This window comes from Chryseobacterium sp. SN22 (assembly GCF_008329705.1).
In the GTDB taxonomy this organism is placed as follows: domain Bacteria; phylum Bacteroidota; class Bacteroidia; order Flavobacteriales; family Weeksellaceae; genus Chryseobacterium.
Genome location: NZ_VTSX01000010.1, coordinates 20,277 through 37,070, shown reverse-complemented (window position 1 = coordinate 37,070; position 16,794 = coordinate 20,277). Strand labels below are relative to the sequence as shown.

Below are 16,794 nucleotides of genomic sequence, written 5' to 3'. Positions count from 1 at the left end.
AATAGGCTAAGACTCCATCATTAATTTTACTATACTTTTCAATTGCGGATACACTGTATTCGCAATTGTTTATATTTGCACTCCGCTAAAAACCAAGAATTGATGACAGAGAAATTTCCGGTAATCAACAGTACACTTTCACCTGACGGACTGGGTAAACTTATCCGGCAAAAATACGGACTGAGCGCTCAAGCGGAATGCAGCATATTCCGGCTGGCAATGAATCATTTATATATCGTTCATGATAACGGGACCCAATACGTTTTCAGAGTATATACCCATCATTGGCGGACAAGATTGGAAATCGAAGAAGAACTGAGGCTTTTAAATATTCTGAAAGAGGCCGGCCGACAGATCGCATTCCCGATAACGGATCAGTCGGGCCAACTGATTCAGGAAATTGAAGCACCGGAAGGAACAAGGTTCGGTGTTTTGTTTTCATATGCAAAAGGTATAAAAACGGCTAAATTTTCACAACAGGCCAGTTTTCTCATCGGGCAGGCTCTGGCAAAAGTACATCAAACGACGGAAAATCTCCAGCTGAAGAGAATGTCTTACAATGTCCGCAACTTACTTCAGGATCCTGTTTTAAAAGCAAAAGGATTTTATCGTAAGAACATCAGCGAAATTGAATTTCTGCAAACCCTTTCTGCTTTTTTGATGCCGAAAATGGAAAACCTTAACCAGCAAAATATGAGGTACGGAGCGGTACATCTTGACGTCTGGTTCGACAATCTGCACATTGACAATGATAAGGAAATCACATTTTTCGACTTCGATTTTTGCGGCAACGGTTATTTATGCTTTGACATTTCGTATTTCCTGTTCCAGTTATTTTCCACTCATCTGAACGAAGAAGAATATCAGGCAAAAGCAGACCATTTCCTCAAAGGATATGAGTTGGTAACCAAGATCACTAATGAAGAAAAAAAGTTTTTACCTTTCGCCTGTTTGGCCATTATGACTTATTACATCAGTGTTCAGTGCGACCGGTTTGATTACTGGACCAATATTTTCCTGAATGAAGATCATTTAAAAAGAATGGCTGGAAATCTGAAACGGTGGATGGCCTATCATCAGATTGAGATTGAATAAAAATTTAACAATCTGACTGAGCAGAACAAAAACAACAAACGTCCGATTTTGCACAATAAATAGATATAAATTCAATCTTTATTGTATCCAAAGCAATTCAAAGCTTATTATAAGATATATAAAACAAAAACCAGGGCAGAACAATTTTGCCTTGGTTGCTTATTTTATAATCGGTATGGATTACAAAAGGATTTTACGGTATCACGGTTTTCGCCAGGGAGATCCTTTCCTGCCATTATAGACAGCAAGCTGGCTGGTGGGAGTAACAAATACCATCATTCCGGCCCCGGGATTTGGAATTGCCTCCGATCACTACTTTGCATTGTATAGGGTGTTAAAGGGATTCATGCCTGTGCATGGAAAGGCAACAGAACGAAAAAGAAAATAACAGTTATGAATTTCATAAGTGGGATAGATAAAGCTGCAAATACAGGTCAATGAAAAAATAAAATTATTAAGTATTATTTAACAGACCGGTAACGGCACAGTAACATCAAGAGCCTAGATTTGGCCATTAAAATTAAATCCTAAAATCAATTTATGAAACATTATTTACTGCTGCTTTGCTGCCTGGTATCGGGCCTCTGTTTCGGGCAGACCCTTGTCCCATATTTACAGAACCCTACGCCCAGTTCGATGATTGTAAACTGGAAAACATCTTCGGATAATGAAACAACCGTTTATTACGGTACGTCACCGGCTAACCTTGATGTAACGGTGACGGGAACTACCAATATTTTTTCCGATACCGGATATAGCAATAATTATTACTATCATACCGCCAAGGTCACCAATCTTCAGCCAAACACAAAATATTATTACAAAATCAAAACAGGAACATTAGAATCTTCGGTATATAATTTCCGTACGCTTCCTTTGCCGGGGCAGGCGGCAACTGCAGACGGGAAAATAAGATTCCTGATCATGGGAGACAATCAGCTTAAAAACGAGCCAAGATATGATTCTCTCAATTACCATGCTTACCGGAAAATCAAGCAGCGGTTTGGGGCGACGGCCGATCCCTCTGACAATGTTGCCCTTACTTTTATGGTGGGCGATCAGGTAGATGTCGGTACACTGGATCATTATGAAAATGTGCATTTTAAGAAAAACCAAAAGCTTTCGCCCTACCTTCCCATTCAGACAACCGTAGGAAATCATGAGACGTACGGAACTTTAGGAATGAGCTCTTATTATGCGCATTTCTATGTTGATGAACTGAGCTATAAAAATATTACTTCAGGAAATGAAAATTATTATGCCCAACAAGCAGGGAATGTTCTGTTTGTAAGCCTGAGTTCGGAACATACCGGTTCTGCACAGCAGATGTGGCTGCAGCAAGTGCTGAATGCTGCTGCTACCGACAATACCGTTCAGTGGATCATTTCCCTGAGTCACCGGCCGTATCAGGCTGAGCAGTACGTAGGGGATATCTCAACATGGGTAAGGAATACCGCCGTACCGATGCTTACTGCGTCAGATAAATACCTGATGCATATCGGCGCCCATCATCATCTGTATCATAGAGGCCAGCTTAAAAATTCTCCGCATTACCAGATTATTTCCGGAGGGACGGCCTGGGACCAGTATTGGGGAATGTCTAACGAACAGGATTTCGATGACGTACAGAAAACACTAACAGACTGGACCTACCAAATCATCGAAGTAGATGTAACCCATGGTAAAGCAGATATTGAAAGCTATTCGATAGGAAGTATTTATCAACAGAAAAACAGTGTGTTGGTCGACAGTTTCCACAGATATAAAAATTTAGCCAAACCCGCAAAACCTTCCGTAACCAATGTTTTTACAGCACCCATGACGCTGCCTTTAACGTTAAATGGAAGTGGATTTTCAACAAGTACCTCAGAGCTTCTTAATACCACACATTTTCTTATCAGCAAGACTCCGGATTTTTCCGTGATCGATAAAGAATTTTACAGGGATTTTGAAAACTGGTTCGGGAAGGACGGTACGGGGAATCCGGATGTTACGAAAAACCTGAACGCCGGAGTGGATATTACCCAGGCAACTATTGCAGCCAACTCCATTACCAACGGGGTTTACTATGTAAAAGTACGTTACAGAGACCGGAACCTTGAGTGGAGCGAGTGGAGCGATCCCAAACAGTTCGAGATAACAGGAAGCGTTGTGTCCAATCCTGCGTTGGTTTTAAACAAAACCGAATACCTTCAGAATGAAGCCATTCTGGCTACTTTTACGGACGGGCCGGGAAATCAGCAGGACTGGATCGGAATTTACAGGAAAGGTCAGAATCCCGCTTCCGTAACTTCGCAGACCTATAAATACACAAATGGCCAGACTTCAGGAACTGCGAATTTCAATACGGGATTAACTGCAAAAGGGCAGTATTTTGCAGGATTCTTTGCCAATAACGGATACACTGAAATTACCGGCAGGAAAAGCTTCTATGTCGGGCCAAAAGTCGTTCTGCAGGCGACAGCAGATTCGTATCCTGTGGGAGGAACAGTCACCATCAATTATTCCAACGGCCCGAATCTTACCAAAGACTGGATCGGAATTTATAAAATGGGCCAGGTTCCGGGATCGGCCAATCCTTCAGCGATGTGGAGCTACGTTACCACTGCTGCAGGAACAAAGAATTTCACCGGCTTACCGAAAGGATACTATTATGCAACATATCTTTTAGAAGACGGTTATACACAAATCGGGGAAAAAGTTTTCTTTAAAGTAGGCGATATCGTTACGGATCTTTGGATCAATAAGCCGGTGTATACGCTGGGTGAAAACATCACGGCCTCCTGGACGGATTCTCCCGGCATCATCAAAGACTGGCTGGGCATTTATCCGCAGAGCGTACAGACCCCGAACGATCAGTTTACGTCATATACTTATTTTGACGGAGTAACGCAGGGGACAAAAACCATTACCGGAAGCGTGAACGGTATCCCGACAACTGCCGGAAATTACTATATGGTGATGTTTACCAATGATTCCTATACGGAAGTTTCAAACAGGGTTTCTTTTCAGGTGGTAAGCAGTTCTTTAGGTACAGGTGAGTCCCACAGCAGCACCGAAAAGAATGTTATTCTGTATCCTAATCCTGCAAAGCCGGGGGAGCCGACTTTTATCAGAAGCGATTATCCTATTGAAAAAATTCAGCTTTTATCTGCCGCAGGACAATTATTGTATGAAACCAAAAACATAAATGATCAGAAATTCTCATTACTCAACGAAAATCTGCCGAAAGGCATCTATTTCGTAAAAGTATATACCAGGAAACTGTTTACCCTGAAACTCGTGATCGAATAAAATTTTTATCATGTCAAACTTGAAAATCCAATTTGTTATTTACAGATTGGATTTTTTATTTTGGAGAAAATAAGATTTCCCGCCTGAGGCGGAGCTGATCAGCAGAGGACCTGATGAGCTGCTAATTCAAAAAAGTTAAATTGAATATCATTAAATCTTATGTGTATACCTGCATTATTTTATCGGTTTCTATAAGTGTACAATAAAATCCAGGTATGACAGAATGCTTTCTTCAATAAATTCATGGGGAAGTTCCTGTTCCGAACCGTAATAAATAAAAGGTTTTTTATAATCGGCCTTAACGTACTTAAAAGTAAGTTCAAATGGCCTCAGCAGCTCATCCATTGTATATTTATATTTTCCCGATTCACTGTATCCTTCTCTATCCACTCCTGTAGATACAGCTAAAGCGATTTTTTTATCCTTTAATTTATATCCGCTTTTGCTTCCGAAAGCCCAGCCGTATAAGAGAACCTCATCAAACCATTTTTTAAGTAACGGCGGACTGCTGAACCAATAAAAAGGAAACTGAAAGATAATCTTCTCGTAAGCTTCAATGAGTTTCTGTTCTTTTTCAACATTTATATTTCCGGCCGGATAGGCTTCATACAAGTCATGAACAGCAAACTTTTCCGGAAATTTTTCAAGTTCTTCTTTCCATCTTTTATTGATCAAAGAATTTTCCATAGTAGGATGAATGATGATAACTAATGATTTCATACTTTACATTTTACATTACAAAAATAATATATGTAACCTGCAATAGCTATATTTGCAGCAAATTGTTAGGTACCATCAAAAATGTAAGTAATGGGTAAAATAAAGGATACATCTACTAATTTTGCAAATAAAAAAGCCCTTTCAGACGAATGCCCGGAGCTATATGCTTCAAAACTTATCGGCGGACAGTGGTCATTGGCCATCTGCAGCTATCTCTTGAATGGGAAGCTGAGATTTGGGGAACTGAAAAAAAGCCTCGTGAATATTACCGATCGTATGCTTACGCTCCATCTGCGAAAGTTGGAAGAAGACAGGATCATTACAAGAACCGTTTACGCAGAAGTTCCTCCGCGGGTTGAATATGAACTTACAGAAATCGGTTATAAGCTAAGACCTGTTATACAGGAATTAGATAATTGGGGAACATTGCATAAGAAATTAATAGAGGTTGACTGACTTCTATATTAAGCAGAAAGGTTATCCGGGTGCTTGCCGCTAATTTATTTCTCCAGAATCCCCCGGATCTTGTTCGCATTGGAAATCAGTTCACCCAGATATTCGAAATTTTCCTTTTCCAGCGCAGATTTAAACTTTCTCAACTGGGAAATATGCTCATTAAGAACATCCAGCACGTTTTCTTTGTTCTGTTTAAAGATCGGCACCCACATCTCGGGATGGGATTTTGCGAGACGGACGGTGCTGGAAAAGCCCGAGCTGGCCAGCTGGAAGATGGTTTCTTCTTCGCGTTCTTTTTCCAAGACCGTGTTGGCCAAAGCATAAGATGTAATGTGGGAGATATGGGAGATGTAAGCCGTATGTATGTCATGGCTTTCAGCGCTCATATAGATCAGGTGCATGTCCAGGCTTTCTGCTACCTTTTCTACCAGGTGCAGAGCATCTGCGGCAGACTCCTCCTGGTTGCAGATCACACCGGCTTTTCCGGAAAAACTTTCCGAAACGGCAGATTTCGGACCGTTGTTTTCCGTTCCCCACATCGGATGGAAAGCAACAAACCTGGCCCGGTTAGGGTGATCTTTTACAGCACTCACAATCCCTGCTTTTGTGGAACCGGCATCCATTACGGTCTGGCGTTCCGAAACCAGATCCAATACTTTAGGCAATAGTTTTTTGGCTGCGTCCACCGGAATGGCAAGTATAATCAGGTCAGAGTTTTTAATTCCGTTTTCCAGATCAGCCTTTTCGTCGATTATATTTAACTCCAGCGCTTCGTTAAGGTGCTTTTCGCTATGGTCTGTTCCGTAAATGAAATCGGCTATTCCTTTGGTTCTTAATTTTAATGCCATCGACCCGCCGATCAGTCCGACCCCTATAATACTTATTTTCATCCTTTAAATCCTAAATAAAAAGCCCCGTCCGAGGACGAGGCTGATGTTATTGATATACAAAATCCTTATCCCAAAGCTGAGGTAAAAATTCCGTAATAATATGTTCCGTTGATTGTAATCACAAAACGAAGATAAGTAATTTTTTTTAATTAAAAATTAAAAAGGAATAATGAAATATGAATTGTCAATTTGCCTTGGAGGTAAATTTTTTCGGCAATTAACAATTGATAACGGAGCTGATTCACAACAAAGTTGATTGACTGTTTATAAAAGTGAATGGTGAATTTTGCCTTGCAAATGTTTTTCTGGTAACTGAAAATTAACCATTGACTGCAAAGTAAATTCACCATCCACCATCAAGGATTTGAGATAATCAAAGTGGAAGGAATATCCGACAGCCATAAACTCTTGGTGTCGATCAGGTTTTTCCAGCTCTTGCTGCTGATCAGCATTAAGTCCTGGCCATCAAGAAATTCTTTCTCAATTTTTTTCTCGTTATAAAGGGTGATGTGGTTCGGTGCTACCTGTTCAATACTTCTAATAAGCTCTTTCACTTCAATATTGGTGCGGATCTGTCCGGCAACATCCAGGATAATGATCTGGGAATTATTGTTATTGATGAGCCGTTTGGCATATTCCAGCAGATAAAAGTCGCTCAGATTGAAGATCGGGATAAAAACCCGGTCGGCAGAAGTAAAATTCTTTTCTACCAGAATGCCTACGGGAATGTTGGTTTTATCCAAAATCTGAAGGGTAGAATCGTCAAAAGGAGAGGTGTTGAAAATATTTCCTTTTCCTTTTACGGTATTCAGCAGCTTTTCCGGATTGATGATCTTTGTGGTGAAACCCAGCAGTCTTCCGAGCAAACTGCCTTCGTACATCGATTTTCCGGGCATAATCAGGAGAAGGTCGTAATTTCCTCTGTTGGTAATATTGGTAAGATCATTTTCGACATCGGTGGATGCTTTGAAAAGAGTCGTTACTTCAAGATCCAGATCATTCGAGGTTTCGATAACATTTCTAAACTGTTCTTTTTCAAAATGGTTGATGTCAAAAGTGTGAAGCTCATCTACAGGAGCAATATTCATAGCGGTTACGCTTTTATTGCCGTTCATCTTACGGGTAAAATTATCTGCAAGTTTCAAGAGGGTGCTTCCTGATCCGGGGGTTTCAAAAGACAGCAGTACCCTGTATTTGGAATCATCTTCACTATTTTCATCCTCATCTTCCAGGGAAGATTTTTTTCCTTTGAAAAGATAGTTGATCAGGTCAAGACAGGGTCCCGTCATGAACGTGGTAAACAGGGCCATAATCACGAGCATGGCAAAAAGTTCAGGTCCCAGAACGCCAAGGTCATAGCCGATATTCAGGACAATAAGCTCGGTTAATCCACGGGTATTCATCAGGGCTCCGATCGTAAGGCTGTCTTTCCAGCTCAGGTTCAGGAATTTTGCCGTCAGGGCGCTTCCCACAAATTTCCCGACCACCGCCGTCAGGATAATGAATCCGCCGATTTTCCAGAGATGCGGATCATTCAGCAATCCGATCTGGGTTCGGAGTCCCGTAAATACAAAGAAGAGCGGAAGCAGCAAAACCAGGGCGACATCTTCAACTTTTTCGATAAACAGGCTGCGGAATTTCACATTCTCCGGCATAATGGCCCCGGCCATGAAGGCTCCGAAAAGGGCGTGGATACCGATTACCTCAGTGGCATACGCCGAAATAATGAGAATCAGGAAAAACACGGCCACCAGGGCTTTGCTGATAAAGCCTTTTCCTTTCTGTGCCTCGGCAATCCTTGCCAGAAAAGGACGTACTGCTTTAATCATGATAAATACGTAAAGAACCGCCATTAAAATAACAAAGACTGATCCTGAAAAAGATCCTGCTTTTACAATGGCAATAACCGCTGCCAGAATACACCAGGCGGTAATATCATCGGCTGCCGCACAGGTAATGACTACTGTTCCTATTTTGGTTTTATGGAGATTTCTTTCCTGGACAATCCTGGCCAGTACGGGAAATGCCGTGATGCTCATGGCAATGGCGATAAAGAGGGCAAATGAGCTGAACTGGATGCCGTCCGGCGCAAATTCTTTATAAATAAAATACGATAGCCCGACCCCTAAGGCAAAAGGGAAAATAATACTGGCATGGCTGATGACCACTGCGTCGTGCGCTTTTTTTCTGAGGACGCTCAGGTCAAGCTCCATTCCGACGATGTACATAAAGAGGATCAGGCCGATCTGGCTCAGGAACTGCAGGTTCGGCAGCGATTCCTTCGGGAAGATAAGCGCGGAAAGCTCCGGGAAATACATCCCGAAAAGGGAAGGCCCCAAAACGATCCCGGCAATCATTTCACCGATTACGGAAGGCTGCTTCAGCTTTATACAGATCCATCCGAAAAGTTTGGCCACCATAATAATGGTAACGATCTGGGCCAGCAACAGGGCCAGAGGATGATGGAGATTGGTAAGAAATGAATCTACAAAGTTCTGCCACATCGTATCGCCTGTCGATTTAGCCGGTGCAATATGCTCTCCGATCTCCAAGGTTTTTCCCTCCACAAAAAACCAGTACATCAGGCATGAAAAAAAAGCGATGGTACTGAGGTAGAAAATAATGTTCTTGTATTTTCCAAAATTCATAGTTCGTTTCAATTTTATGCCTGTAAATTTCTTAAGAATATATGGTTGATGGGCATTGATTTTTTTTAAATGTAACAAACGTCACAAATAATGTAATAAAAGCCTACCGGAAAGAATAGCCCAGACCGATTCCTGCTTTCCAGGTTCCGTTTGCAGAAGAAGTTTTGGTATTGTAATAAACAGGAACCTGCAAGGCTAAATTTTTATAAACTACCGTTGCACCGGCACCTAGCGTTGGCATAACAGGGCTGTTTCTGGTTCCTTCCGACCGGTCTTCTTTTATTCTCAAAGAAGGCAGCATACCCAGCATCAGTTTAAAATCCTTGTTTTTAAAACTGATATTCGGGCCGGTAAAGTTGATAAACGCTCCATGATCTACATAACCGGCTACTACAATTCCGTCGAAAAACGAAGCTTTTATTTCAGATTTTGTTTCCTGGGAAAAGCAAAGAAAAGAGATAAAGATTCCGCCTGCATACATAAGTCTTTTCATTGTAAAATTATTTAGTCAGGCGCTAAAATACGTTGGACAAACGGCTTATACAGGCCGTTGTAATCAACCTGCCGGAATCTGTAATGAAACCGGAAAGCTTTGAAAAATTTATTTTCCGAACATTTCCATTAATGACGTCCGGTAGGCTTCACCAATCTGAAGCTTTAAAAAATGATCGTTTTCCGAAAGAATGGTCGTAATAATTTCATTGGTCGAAAATACTTTAACGGAAGACCTGGCGATAATCTCTTTTTTATTTACCTGGGCAAAGTCTTTTGTGGGAAGCATTTCCAGAAGGCTTTTAAAATTCAGGTTTTTGAGAATGATATGGGTTCCGTCGTTCAGCATAATGTCTTTATCGCGGCTGTCGATTTCGGAAGTTTTGATGTAGGCGATCTGGTCGGTGAAGATCACTGTTTTACCGATGTTGGTATTCCATTCGATGAAGTCTTTTTTGTGGGATTTCCGGAGCAGTTCTGCTGCTTTCTCAAAAGCCTGGGTAAGCCTTTCTTTTTTAATCGGCTTGCGGACGTAATCCACGACATTCAGATCGAATGCTTCAGCAGCATATTCTTTATAAGCGGTCGTAAAGATGATTTTTTTTGAACCGGAAATCAGTTCGGCAACCTGGAGTCCGTTCATTCCTGGCATTTCAATGTCCAGGATGCAGACATTGCAGTCGATGTTTTCAATCTCGTTTAGGAATATTTTAGGATCGTTGAACGCTTTTATCACTTCCACTTCTTCAATCTGTTCGCACAGCAGCTTCAGGTAGCTGATGGCCAGCAATTCATCATCAAGAATAACGCATTTTATCATAGAATTCTCCTAAATTGATTGTTAATTCCGCCGTGAAGATACCGTTTTTTGAGGTTTTATAAAGCGTGTAAAAGTCAGCGTAGATCATTTTCAGCCTCTGGTCCAGCGACTGGCTTCCGAAACCGCTTTTTTCTTTTTCCAGGATATTTTTCAGTGAGGCTTTGTTGCTTACCTTCATGGTAAAGATGCGTTCTTCAAGTTCCAGTTGAATGGCAATAAAAGAATCCTCCGCCAGGAAATCCGTATGTTTAAAAGCATTTTCAATCAGGTCTACCGAAAGCAGCGGGGCAAAAACTTTCTCTTCATAAATTTCATCGGATTTATTGATCCTGGATTTGATCCTGAAATCAAAAAGCGGGTTGATCTTGATTTTATTGATCTCAATCAGGCTTAAGGCAAAATTCAGTTCTTCTTTCGGACTTACAAATTTATTGTTGCTTTCGTACAGGATATAATCGAGGACATTTGCCAGCTTATCCAGGGACATATAGGTGTGATAAGCATGCGACTGGACGGAATTCAGGATGTTTTTAAACAGATGCGGATTCAGCTTGGTACCGATCTGCTCAAGCTGGACTTCGTTCAGGCGTTGCTGGATCATTTTATTCGATCCCGAAAGCCGGGCGTTCCTGCGCTTGATTTTCCGGTTTTCAATAAATAAATAGATGCTGACCGTCAGGAAAAAGAAAATGGCAAATACCCCGACAAAGATCAGGTAATCGTAAATCATGTAGTAATTGCCGTCCATGGAATATTATTTAGAAATTTTTAGATTGAGTTATAAAACAAGTGAGAGTTTTTTTGGAGGTCTTTCTCTAAAATTCCTCAGTGATAAACTGTCATTATTGTATTCCGTTTCTTTCGGTTCTTCTATTGGAAATATTTTAACAACCGTATCTTTTTCAACTTGTATTGCGGCCTTTGGGCATTTAAAAGGGCATCCTACAAGAATAGATCTTGTCTCAAAATACTCATTTTTATCTGTATACAGGGGAACGGGTTCAACCAGTCCACGATAGGTATATCTAAAGTTGTCCTTTATTCCCTTTTTTCTTAATTTCTTTCTTTCGGCTGAAGAGAGGGTATCCAATCTTTCGCTCATATATTCAAATTTATATTTTTTCTGAAGAATCAGAGATATTCTGGCATTCTCAACGGGCTCATTTTTCGAGTTGTATACATTTCCCTGATATTTCAGGAATGCCTCACAGGAACTTAAAGCACATGTGATAATTAATAAACAGGAGATACTTTTTATTTTCACTTTAAAATTAAATACCGGTAGATTATCTCAGCTTCTTCAGAGAATTCATCGTTGCCTGTTCCTCACATTTTTCAAACATGATTTCATACTTCGGCTGGTCCTCAGGATAGGTCAGCAGGTAGTCCGGGCATGGCTTCTTTTGTGCGTGGCTTTTATCGAAATCGATCTTCCCTTTGGTGATGATGCTGTCTTTTAAAAATTTTTCGTCGATTTTCAAAGCCGTCATTTCTGCTTTAAAACGGTCGGAATATTTAAAATCTTTAGACAGGGTTTCTGCGATCACCCGGCTGTTCGGAAGATATCCGGTACAGCTTGCCCCTTTTTTGTTCAATATAAAAAATACGATTACAAGTCCCGGAATGAGACCGATCATGTAAAACTTGAGTTTCTTCATTAGAAAATTAAAAGATTGATATCGTGATAGGTAAGCCCGAAACGGTCGCAGATGATTTTTTTCGTATGCCGGCCTTTGTACATATAAAGGCTTTGTTTCATTTCGTTTTTGCGCACCAGCATATTTTCGAAGCCGCCTTCCTCATCGTAATTTAAAATGTAGGAAAGGAAGAAATTGGAAATGGCTTTTGTCGTAGTCCGTGGCATTCTGGAGGTCAGGTTCGGAAGTCCGCAGTGGATCACGCCGTGTTTGATGATGTACGGATCTTCCATATTGGTAAGCTCGGAAGTTTCGATCACTTTTCCGTTATCAATGGTAATATCAATGATGACGCTGCCTTTTTTCATTTTCATCACCATATCTTCCGTTACGATCGGCGTCATATTCAGTCTGGGAAGGGCTCCGATAACAACATCGGCTCTTCTCAGGGCCTTTTTAAGTTCTTTGGGATCGATAATCGAGGTAGGGACCCTGCTGTCAACCAGCGTATGAAGCCTTCTCAGCTTGGAAAGGGAATTGTCGAAAACCCTTACGCTGGCTCCCAGACCGATGGCGGCCTTTGTAGCAAATTCACCTACGATCCCGGCTCCGATAATCACCACTTCTGCCGGTCTTACCCCGGTGATTCCGCCCAGCATGAGTCCGTTGGACAGCGCCAGCAGCTCGGACGCATAAAGAATGGATACAGTTCCTGCAATTTCCCCGACCAGCCTTACAAGGGCCAACTGCTTGTATTCATCCACAATAAATTCAAAGGCAATGGCATTCACCTTTTTTTCAGCCAGCTTCAGGAAGTAGGTTTTATCGCGCAGGTTGATCTGCAGTGCCGAAACCAGATAGGTATTCGGGCGCATATAATCGATTTCGTCTTCGGTAGGCGGATTGATTTTCAGGATCAGGTCCTGCGAAAAGGCTTCTTTCGGATCATTGGTAATCCTGGCACCTGATTCTGAGTATTGCAGATCTGTAAAAAATGAACCTTCCCCGGCTCCTGCCTCAATGATGATTTCATGACCACTTTCTACTAAAACCTGCACAGCATCGGGGGTTATACAGGTTCTTCTTTCATTCAGCGAAGTCTCCTTGGGAATTCCTATGCTGAACTGTTTTCCTTTTTTAATGACCTCCAGCTTTTCTTCTTTCGGCATCAGTTCCTCTTCGGTAAAAGGAGTAAAAATGTTTGTAGTACTCATCCTTTAAAATAATTAGGTTCTTACAGATCGTTATTTTACATTCAAATTCAGGAGCAAAGATACATAATATTTAAACGATTTACCTGAATGTGATTTCTCTGTTTTCCCCGGTATTGATGATGCTCATTTCGTGGTACTTAAGCCCATGGAGGTCTTCTTCGTATACTTCCGGCCATTCGATGATGCAGAGAAAAGCGTTGTCGAGATATTCTTCAATACCGATGTCGTAGGCTTCCTCAATGTTTTTCAGGCGGTACAGGTCAAAATGGTAAACTTTTCCTTTCGGGGTAGTGTATTCGTTGACGATGGAGTAGGTAGGGGAATTTACTTCGTCGGTGCTCCCGAGATTCTTCAGCAGAAACTGGGTAAAAGTGGTTTTCCCGGCACCGAGGTTTCCCTTTAGCAATAAAATATTGTGCTGTAATTCTGAAATAACTGTTTCCGCGACGGACTGCCAGTCCTCCATATGGTGAATCGTGAGTTGCATATTTTTAAAACAAAGATAATTATTTAACGGGAATTGAAGGAGTGATCCGGTTTATAGCTGGAAGAGGGGTGATGGAAGCTGGAAGTTTTTGGTAGATATCACAACCCAGGCTCTCATATAAGATTAGGTTATGTAATTTTACCTGTTAGATTAAAAATTAATTCTTCGTTTTGAAATTATTTAGATAAAGGGTATAAAAATGTTCTGCTCGTTTTTGAGCTTTTTCAGGATTTCTGAAACGGTTGTATCTGACAGGATTTTCATATAAAGCTACAATTTCTGCCATTTCAAGGGGCTTTAGATCTTTAAGTTCCTTTTGAAATAAAGATTTTGAAACTGTAAATATTCCTTTTCCGTTTTTCAAAAAATCAAAATGACTAAAGTTAAAGGCAAGGCATTCTTTCTGACTGAAATGACGCTCAATATACCGTGCGGTTAAAAACTCATCGATCCCTTTTTTGTTATGAATTTCTAAAACGGGAAACAACCTATAAGCTGTCTGGCTGCACGGGCAGTCTTTTCCTGAAGATCCGGATTTCAATAACGAGGATAGTCTGTAATTCCAGGAATTGGAAGACAGGGAATTCGGATAGATGGTATTATAAAAAAGGATAAAATTCTCAGGAAGTTTTCTGTTGCTTTTTATTTCATAAGTTATAGATCTCTTGTCGAAAGTATTGAGGATATACTTTCCTCCGAATTCCAGATACAGGACAAATAAAACAAATATGGCAAAAAGTAATGTGAAAACCCATCGGATGTATTTTATCATCGGTAAATGGTTATTATTTATTTCAAAAATAAGATTTTATTCCTTATAAAATTAAGTCTTGCGTATTGAAAAATAATTAATAAACTATCATAGTGTAAATTTGATAAATTCAAATCCTTTGTGGCTCAAAAGCACTGTCTTTTTCCGGATCTTCTCGCTTTTTGCGCAATCCAACAGACATGCTTTGCCATCATAAAACTTATCGGGCAATTACCGAATATCTTACCAACAAAACCTAAATTTTGTCTATTTTTGCACATGATTTCTAAGCAGACCATTGATAAAATATTTTCCACAATCCGCGTTGAGGAGATTGTAGGCGAATATGTGCAGCTGAAAAGGGCAGGGTCTAATTTCAAAGGGCTCAGCCCGTTTCACGAAGAAAAGACGCCGAGCTTTGTGGTGTCGGCCAGCAAGCAGATCTGGAAGGATTTCTCTACCGGGAAAGGCGGAACGGCGATTTCTTTTTTAATGGAAATCGAAAACTTTACCTATCCCGAAGCGCTTCGGCATGCTGCCAAAAAATACGGCATTGAGATCGAAGAAGACCAGAAAGATTTTTCCGAGGAGGCAAAGATGGCGCAATCGGAGCGGGACCAGCTCTATAAAATCCATGAAGTAGCCAATGATTTCTTTCAGAACTTCCTTTGGGAAGTGGAGGAAGGGAAAAACATCGGTCTTTCTTATTTTAAAGAGCGGGAACTCCGTGATGACATCATTAAAAAATTCCAGCTTGGGTACTCCCCGGAAAAGAAAAACGCATTCACCGAATATGCCCTGGAAAAAGGCTACTCTAAAGATCTTCTGGAGAAATCCGGGCTTTCAATTTTCCCTGAGAATTCACCGGCCGGCATCGACCGTTTCCGGGAAAGGGTGATGTTCCCGATCCACAGCTTTTCGGGGAGGGTACTGGGATTCGGGGCAAGGATCCTGAGGAATAATGTAAAAACAGCCAAGTACCTCAACTCTCCGGAGACGGAAATTTACCATAAATCGAATGTCCTGTACGGCCTGAACCAAAGCAAGCAGGCCATTTCAAGGAAAAATGTCTGTCTTTTGGTAGAAGGATATATGGACGTGATCTCGCTTCATATGTCGGGCATCGAAAATGTGGTGGCAAGTTCCGGGACTTCCCTGACCACGGAACAGATTAAGCTCATTAAAAGGCTGACTGAAAACGTGACCATTCTTTTTGACGGGGACAATGCCGGAATCAAGGCCAGCTTCAGAAGCATCGACATGCTGCTCACCGAAGGGATGAACATCCGTGTCCTGCTGTTTCCTGATGGTGATGATCCCGATTCTTTTGCCCGAAAGCATTCTCAGGAGTATGTAGAGAAATTCATCGAAAATGAAGCGATGGATTTCATCGATTTTAAGGCAGAGATCCTGTTGAAAGACATTGGCGATGATCCTATTAAGAAAGCTGAGGCGATCCGGGATATTGTAAAATCAGTTTCTTTCGTTCAGAATGCTTTGAAAAGAGAGGTGTACCTGAAGCAGGTTTCCGGTAAGTTCGGCCTTTCGGAGCAGAGTTTATTTAATGAACTCAATGTCCAGAAGCAGATTACGCAGGGCCAGACGCATCACGTACAGCAGCAGAAGGAAGTCGCTCCGGTAAAAATGGATGTGGTGCCTCTGGATGAAGAAAAATCCGACCCGTTCCTCTTTGAAGTTCTGTTTATGGAAAATAAGCTGATCGATCACATGCTGATGTTCGGCGATATTGTGCTGAAAAGGAGAAACGAAAGCGAAGAGGAATACCAGATTACCGTTATTGAAGAAATCCTTTACCATTTCGATGAAGAGGAATACCGTTTCCTGGTAAAAGGGAATGAAATTATCATCGGGCACGTAAAAGAAGGAATTCAGAATGAAGAATTAAGGAGCGGAAACTTCTTTATCACCTTTATGGATGAAGAAATTACGGCAAAAGTAGTTGATGCGCTGCTTCCGGCCAACGAACTTGAAAACTGGGCTTCCAGAAATATATTTCCGCCGAATTACGGGGATAAGATCGCCGATCAGGTGAAAGGGGATATTTTACTCCACAAATACCGGTACATCGATTATCTGATTGCAAAGACAGCCAAAGATCTGGAACAGTACAGAGATTCCGACCAGGTAAAGTATTTTGAACTTCTTCAGAAGATCATGCTGATGAAGCAGGCATCTATCAAATTAAGCCAGATGATCGAATATTCGCCTATTAAAGGGATTTATGTCAACCGAAAAAGATAGGGTCAGACAATCGTACTTCACTTCTGTG

Annotated in this window: 15 protein-coding genes; 4 read left to right on the top strand and 11 right to left on the bottom strand. The window is 41.2% G+C overall.

Translation table 11 applies throughout. From position 1 onward, the window contains the following. Nucleotides 1–102 precede the first annotated feature (102 nt). Together FY557_RS08245 and FY557_RS08240 are read left to right on the top strand one after the other, a co-directional pair. Nucleotides 103–1,095, top strand: a complete 993-nt coding sequence (locus tag FY557_RS08245; protein WP_149246788.1) for a phosphotransferase — start codon at nucleotides 103–105, stop codon at nucleotides 1,093–1,095. Nucleotides 1,096–1,635: 540 nt separating this feature from the next. Next, nucleotides 1,636–4,389, top strand: a complete 2,754-nt coding sequence (locus FY557_RS08240; protein ID WP_149246787.1) for a fibronectin type III domain-containing protein — start codon at nucleotides 1,636–1,638, stop codon at nucleotides 4,387–4,389. 189 nt (nucleotides 4,390–4,578) lie between these two features. On the opposite strand, the gene FY557_RS08235 is transcribed toward FY557_RS08240, so the two are convergent. After that, nucleotides 4,579–5,109 carry an NAD(P)H-dependent oxidoreductase gene (locus FY557_RS08235; protein WP_149246786.1) on the bottom strand — a complete coding sequence of 177 codons (531 nt, stop codon included), beginning with the start codon at nucleotides 5,107–5,109 and terminating at the stop codon, nucleotides 4,579–4,581. Nucleotides 5,110–5,199: 90 nt separating this feature from the next. On the opposite strand from FY557_RS08235, the gene FY557_RS08230 reads away from it, so the two are divergent. Next, on the top strand, nucleotides 5,200–5,565 hold the full coding sequence (locus FY557_RS08230; RefSeq protein ID WP_149246785.1) for a winged helix-turn-helix transcriptional regulator: 366 nt from the start codon (nucleotides 5,200–5,202) through the stop codon (nucleotides 5,563–5,565). A 44-nt stretch (nucleotides 5,566–5,609) separates the two neighbouring features. On the opposite strand, the gene FY557_RS08225 is transcribed toward FY557_RS08230, so the two are convergent. The 10 genes from FY557_RS08225 to FY557_RS08180 all read right to left on the bottom strand — a co-directional run bounded on the left by FY557_RS08225 (nucleotide 5,610) and on the right by FY557_RS08180 (nucleotide 14,525). Further along, a complete protein-coding gene (locus FY557_RS08225; RefSeq protein ID WP_149246784.1) occupies nucleotides 5,610–6,455 on the bottom strand; it encodes a prephenate dehydrogenase in 846 nt (281 codons plus the stop codon). 356 nt (nucleotides 6,456–6,811) lie between these two features. Then, the gene (locus FY557_RS08220) at nucleotides 6,812–9,103 is read right to left on the bottom strand and encodes a cation:proton antiporter (RefSeq protein ID WP_149246783.1); all 2,292 of its coding nucleotides are present in this window, start codon (nucleotides 9,101–9,103) and stop codon (nucleotides 6,812–6,814) included. A 103-nt stretch (nucleotides 9,104–9,206) separates the two neighbouring features. After that, nucleotides 9,207–9,596: a hypothetical protein gene (locus FY557_RS08215; RefSeq protein WP_149246782.1), complete on the bottom strand. Its 390-nt coding sequence runs from the start codon at nucleotides 9,594–9,596 to the stop codon at nucleotides 9,207–9,209. 108 nt (nucleotides 9,597–9,704) lie between these two features. After that, nucleotides 9,705–10,415, bottom strand: coding sequence for a LytR/AlgR family response regulator transcription factor (locus FY557_RS08210; protein WP_149246781.1), 711 nt, complete (start codon nucleotides 10,413–10,415; stop codon nucleotides 9,705–9,707). Next, nucleotides 10,393–11,163, bottom strand: coding sequence for a histidine kinase (locus FY557_RS08205; protein WP_149246780.1), 771 nt, complete (start codon nucleotides 11,161–11,163; stop codon nucleotides 10,393–10,395). The genes FY557_RS08210 and FY557_RS08205 overlap by 23 nt, the downstream gene beginning before the upstream one ends. A 30-nt stretch (nucleotides 11,164–11,193) precedes the next feature. Continuing rightward, the gene (locus FY557_RS08200; protein ID WP_185151685.1) at nucleotides 11,194–11,679 is read right to left on the bottom strand and encodes a hypothetical protein; all 486 of its coding nucleotides are present in this window, start codon (nucleotides 11,677–11,679) and stop codon (nucleotides 11,194–11,196) included. 22 nt (nucleotides 11,680–11,701) lie between these two features. Beyond that, the gene (locus FY557_RS08195) at nucleotides 11,702–12,073 is read right to left on the bottom strand and encodes a hypothetical protein (protein WP_149246778.1); all 372 of its coding nucleotides are present in this window, start codon (nucleotides 12,071–12,073) and stop codon (nucleotides 11,702–11,704) included. Continuing rightward, nucleotides 12,073–13,266, bottom strand: a complete 1,194-nt coding sequence (locus tag FY557_RS08190) for an alanine dehydrogenase (protein WP_149246777.1) — start codon at nucleotides 13,264–13,266, stop codon at nucleotides 12,073–12,075. Before FY557_RS08190 ends, FY557_RS08195 begins: the two co-directional genes overlap by 1 nt. Nucleotides 13,267–13,345: 79 nt before the next feature. Then, nucleotides 13,346–13,753 carry a tRNA (adenosine(37)-N6)-threonylcarbamoyltransferase complex ATPase subunit type 1 TsaE gene (gene tsaE / locus FY557_RS08185; RefSeq protein WP_149246776.1) on the bottom strand — a complete coding sequence of 136 codons (408 nt, stop codon included), beginning with the start codon at nucleotides 13,751–13,753 and terminating at the stop codon, nucleotides 13,346–13,348. A gap of 157 nt (nucleotides 13,754–13,910) precedes the next feature. Continuing rightward, the gene (locus FY557_RS08180; RefSeq protein WP_149246775.1) at nucleotides 13,911–14,525 is read right to left on the bottom strand and encodes a transglycosylase domain-containing protein; all 615 of its coding nucleotides are present in this window, start codon (nucleotides 14,523–14,525) and stop codon (nucleotides 13,911–13,913) included. A 258-nt stretch (nucleotides 14,526–14,783) separates the two neighbouring features. Here FY557_RS08180 and dnaG point away from each other — a divergent pair, with 258 nt between their 5' ends. Next, the gene (gene dnaG, locus FY557_RS08175) at nucleotides 14,784–16,766 is read left to right on the top strand and encodes a DNA primase (RefSeq protein WP_149246774.1); all 1,983 of its coding nucleotides are present in this window, start codon (nucleotides 14,784–14,786) and stop codon (nucleotides 16,764–16,766) included. Nucleotides 16,767–16,794 lie beyond the last annotated feature (28 nt).